This window comes from Desulfovibrio sp. 1188_IL3213 (assembly GCF_036763145.1).
Taxonomy (GTDB): Bacteria; Desulfobacterota; Desulfovibrionia; order Desulfovibrionales; family Desulfovibrionaceae; genus Desulfovibrio.
In genome coordinates, this window is record NZ_JBAIYR010000231.1 from 1 (window position 1) to 3633 (window position 3633).

The following is a 3633-nucleotide window of genomic DNA, read 5'->3' on the forward strand; positions in this document are numbered from 1 at the left end:
CGCGCTTTCCAGCGCGCCGATGCGGAACTTGCCGCCCGGGGCCATGCCCCGCACGCGGCTTTCGGCTTCTTCGGTGAGGGCCAGTATCCTGAGAGCGTATTGATGCAGGGTATGCGCCTTGTCTGTGGGGTAAAGACGTTTTTTTTCGCGCAAAAAAAGCTGTACTCCCAGGCTTTCTTCCAACTGAAGAATGCGCATGGTCACGCCCGAAGGAACGCGATTCAGGGCCTTGGCCGCAGCCGTGATGCTGCCTGTTTCCATCACGCTCACGAGCGTGCGCAGATCGGTCATTTCCATATGTTCACCAAAATTGAATATGCTTGTTATTTTTATTCAGTTGTCATGAACGTTTTCACCATTATATAGTCCCCGGCAAATGGCAAGTGCCGAAATTGTTCGCGCGGCGGCCCAAATGTGGTGGTATGGGAATGAAAGAGACATGGAAGTTTTTGTGGCAGATGGCCTTTCTGATGGCCCTTTTTTTGGCATCCAACTGGCTGGTGGGCTTTACGGGCCTGCCCATGCCCGGAAACGTGCTTGGCATTATAGTGCTTTTTCTTCTTTTGCTCACTGGTGTGGTTAAAGAGGAGCACATAAGCACGGCAGCCAATTTTTTGCTCAAGCATATGGTTTTTTTCTTTGTGCCCGTGGCTGTGGGCCTGATGCAGTGGGGCGGCGTTTTTTATGATTATGGCTGGATTTTGCTGGCAGCCGTTGTTATCGGGGCCATTTTGCCCCTGCTGGCAGTGGGGCTTTTGGGCAGAGCCCTGCGCCGCCGTACCCGCCGTAAGGAGGAAGAATCATGCAGTCCTATGTAAGCATAAGCACGGTTCTCTGCATCCTCGGCACGCTGCTGGCCTACATGGCGGTGCGCGCCCTGTACCTGCGCTACAAGCACCCCCTGATCAATATCGTGGCTCTTGGGGCGGCGATCATCATCACGGTTCTTGTGGTCTGTGATATCTCCTATGCCGTATATGAACCCGCCGCGAAAATCATGACCGTGTTCATCGGCCCTGCCACCGTGGCTCTGGCCTTGCCCCTGTATCGCTACAGGCAGGTACTTTTGCGCTATGTTCTCGCCATTCTGGGCAGCGTGTGCGCAGGGACCTTTGTGGCCATGTTTTCTGCGGGCCTGATAGCCCGGCTTGGCGGCCTGCCCCAGGAAGTGGTTATTTCCATCATACCCAAGAGCGTTTCCATCCCCTTTGCCATCGAGATTGCAGGACTTTACGGGGGCATACCCTCTCTTGCGGCAGCCTTTGTGGTAGCCACGGGAACCCTTGGTTCCCTCATGGGCGGCTGGACGCTGAATCTTGCGGGCGTGAAGGATCCGTTTGCCCGTGGCCTGTCGCTCGGCACGGTGTCTCACGCGCAGGGGACGGCGGCAGCTTTGCAGGAAGGTGAGGAGCAGGGCGCCATGGCCGGACTGGCGCTTATTCTGGCGGGCATTATCACCGCGGCCATCGCTCCCGTGGTGGTCTGGATGGTGCTGCGTTTTCCTGCCGTGGGCTAGAGCAATTTCACTTTGAAATTGCTCTGGCGACTGCGCGAGCAGACGCCCGCCGCGAAGGCGTAAGCGCAATTTATTTGCGCGGTTAAACGCCGAAGCGAGCGTGTTTTAAACTTTGAAAATGTATATTTTCAAAGTTAATCTGCTCTAAGGGCAAGACTGGATTGTCGCCTGGCTCGGGTCTGGGTCAGGCCCGGACGAGGCTATGGCTTGGACCCGGCTGGCCTTCAGCTTGCTCGAGGCACGGGGTATCGCCTGGTAACTTGGGCGTAAGCTTGGTGGAAGATTTCAGCCCGCAGACAGCGCTGTTCTTACCAGAAACGGCTTACACAAGGCGCGCAGGGTGGCATCTGTACCGGGTGAGTAAAATTTACTCGGCAAGCTGTTTCGGTGGGTAAAATTGCCGCATATTTCGTCAGGGTCGCCAGAGTGTGTTTTTATAAATAATAAATAAATATAATATGTTGTATAAATAATAATGTCTGGCACGGCTCTTGCCATTAGTAGAGTGCTCCCACTAATGGCGTAGCCGGCCAGCCTTCCAGGCAGAGGTTGACCGCGGATTGGATTGTCCACACCCTCCTCCTGTGACAACCCCCGAGGCGTCAGGCGGGCGCACCCAGAAAGCCCGCCTGACGCCAATGCTCGTCAAAGCTTGCCCTGTTGTGCAAACCCCAGAGACCCGCCCGGTAATACCGGGCGGGTCTCTGGCTTTGGCGCAGTTGAGCCGTTTGGGCAGTTGCTGCATCTGGCGCAGTTGCGGCAATCGCAGCAGTTACTGCCGTCGGCCCAGCTGCCGCAAGGGGCGGCCTTTGCGGGTCAGGCCAGCTTCAAGAGCATGGCCCCGCACGCGACCAGTATTACGGCAATTCCCCGCCAGATCGTAAATTTTTCATGCAGCAGAATCACGGCCAGCAGCATGCCGAAAATCACCGAAGTTTCACGCAGGGCAGCCACCATGGCAATGGGGGCCAAGGTCATGGCCCATATGGCTATGCCGTAGGAACCCAGCCCCGCCAGCCCGCCAAAAAGCCCGATGGCAGCCCTTTTTTGCACATAGCGCAGGTAGGTCATGCCGTGCCGCCGCAGTATGAAGACGTGCAGCGGCACGATGTTGAGCACAAAAATCCAGCAGGCATAGCTTATGGCATTGCCGCTGTGCTGCGCGCCCAGGCCGTCGGCCAGGGTGTAGCCCATAATGACAAAAGAGGTGCGCAGTGAAATGAACACGGCATTCCTGCCTGCGCCGCGCTGCGCGTTGTCCCTTGCAAGGCAGAAAACGCCGCAGCACAACGTAAGCACGCCGCACCATGCGCCGAGGCTCAGTGATTCTCCAAAAAAAAGCATGGCCAGCGATGTAAGCAGCGGGGCGCTGCCGCGCATGATGGTGTAAGCAAAAGTAAGGTCTACCTTCTTGTACGCCTCAGCAATGCAGATATAGTAGGTGAAGTGGCAAATGCAGGACATGCCGAGATAGGGCAGGCAGGCAGGGTCAAGAAGGGGAAGAAAGGGAACAATGCATGCCGCGCCAATGCCTGCGCCAAGGGCGTTAAGGCCGGTTTCGAAGAGTTTGTTTTCTCCGCCCTTGACGATGATGTTCCACAGAGCGTGCAACAGGGCGGCAAAGAGGACAGTAATAACAATATACGCTGGCATGAAAAATTTCACTACGCCCATTGTCGTGCTTTGGCAAACCCTTATTCCGGGTTCTTGCCAGCGGTTTGCGCTTGGGCATTTTACAGCCGCACTTTTGCAGAAGTGGTTTAAATCAGTTTCGGTTCATCTTGAGATATTTTTCTCAAAATGATGCTGTAGTGCATCCCCTGGAGGTTGAAAAAGGGCCGAAGCTGAAATGAAATATTTTCAATAATCTGAAATAAAAAGAAATATTTTAACGTGTGGTCTTGGCATATGTCTTGCTTTTCTTACGGCAGCGCCTGCCAAGTGCTGATTTTATTTTGTCGATCAAAATTTTTCGTGGAGCACCATTAACCTTCAAGGAGCCTTACAATGAAGTTTCAGGGTATGACTATCGGTGTGCCGAAGGAAATCATGCACGGCGAACGCCGCGTGTCCGCGACTCCTGACACCGTCAAAAAGATGGTTGCCGACGGCGCCAC

At 54.8% G+C, this 3633-nt stretch carries 5 protein-coding genes; 2 read left to right on the top strand and 3 right to left on the bottom strand.

Annotated elements, in window-relative coordinates:
- On the bottom strand, positions 1-297 hold a 297-nt coding region (locus V6C16_RS09345; protein ID WP_333543067.1), incomplete at its 3' end, for a LysR family transcriptional regulator.
- Between the two features lie 131 nt (positions 298-428).
- Between V6C16_RS09345 and V6C16_RS09350 the strand changes: the two genes are divergently transcribed.
- Positions 429-818 carry a CidA/LrgA family protein gene (locus V6C16_RS09350; protein ID WP_333534520.1) on the top strand — a complete coding sequence of 130 codons (390 nt, stop codon included), beginning with the start codon at positions 429-431 and terminating at the stop codon, positions 816-818.
- Complete coding sequence (locus tag V6C16_RS09355; RefSeq protein WP_333534517.1) at positions 803-1516, top strand: LrgB family protein; 714 nt, start codon at positions 803-805, stop codon at positions 1514-1516. Before V6C16_RS09350 ends, V6C16_RS09355 begins: the two co-directional genes overlap by 16 nt.
- Positions 1517-1801: 285 nt before the next feature.
- Here the strand turns inward: V6C16_RS09355 and V6C16_RS09360 are convergent, their stop codons facing one another.
- Positions 1802-2089, bottom strand: a complete 288-nt coding sequence (locus tag V6C16_RS09360) for a hypothetical protein (protein ID WP_333534516.1) — start codon at positions 2087-2089, stop codon at positions 1802-1804.
- Positions 2090-2332: 243 nt separating this feature from the next.
- A complete protein-coding gene (locus tag V6C16_RS09365; RefSeq protein ID WP_333534515.1) occupies positions 2333-3169 on the bottom strand; it encodes a DMT family transporter in 837 nt (278 codons plus the stop codon).
- Positions 3170-3633: the final 464 nt, after the last annotated feature.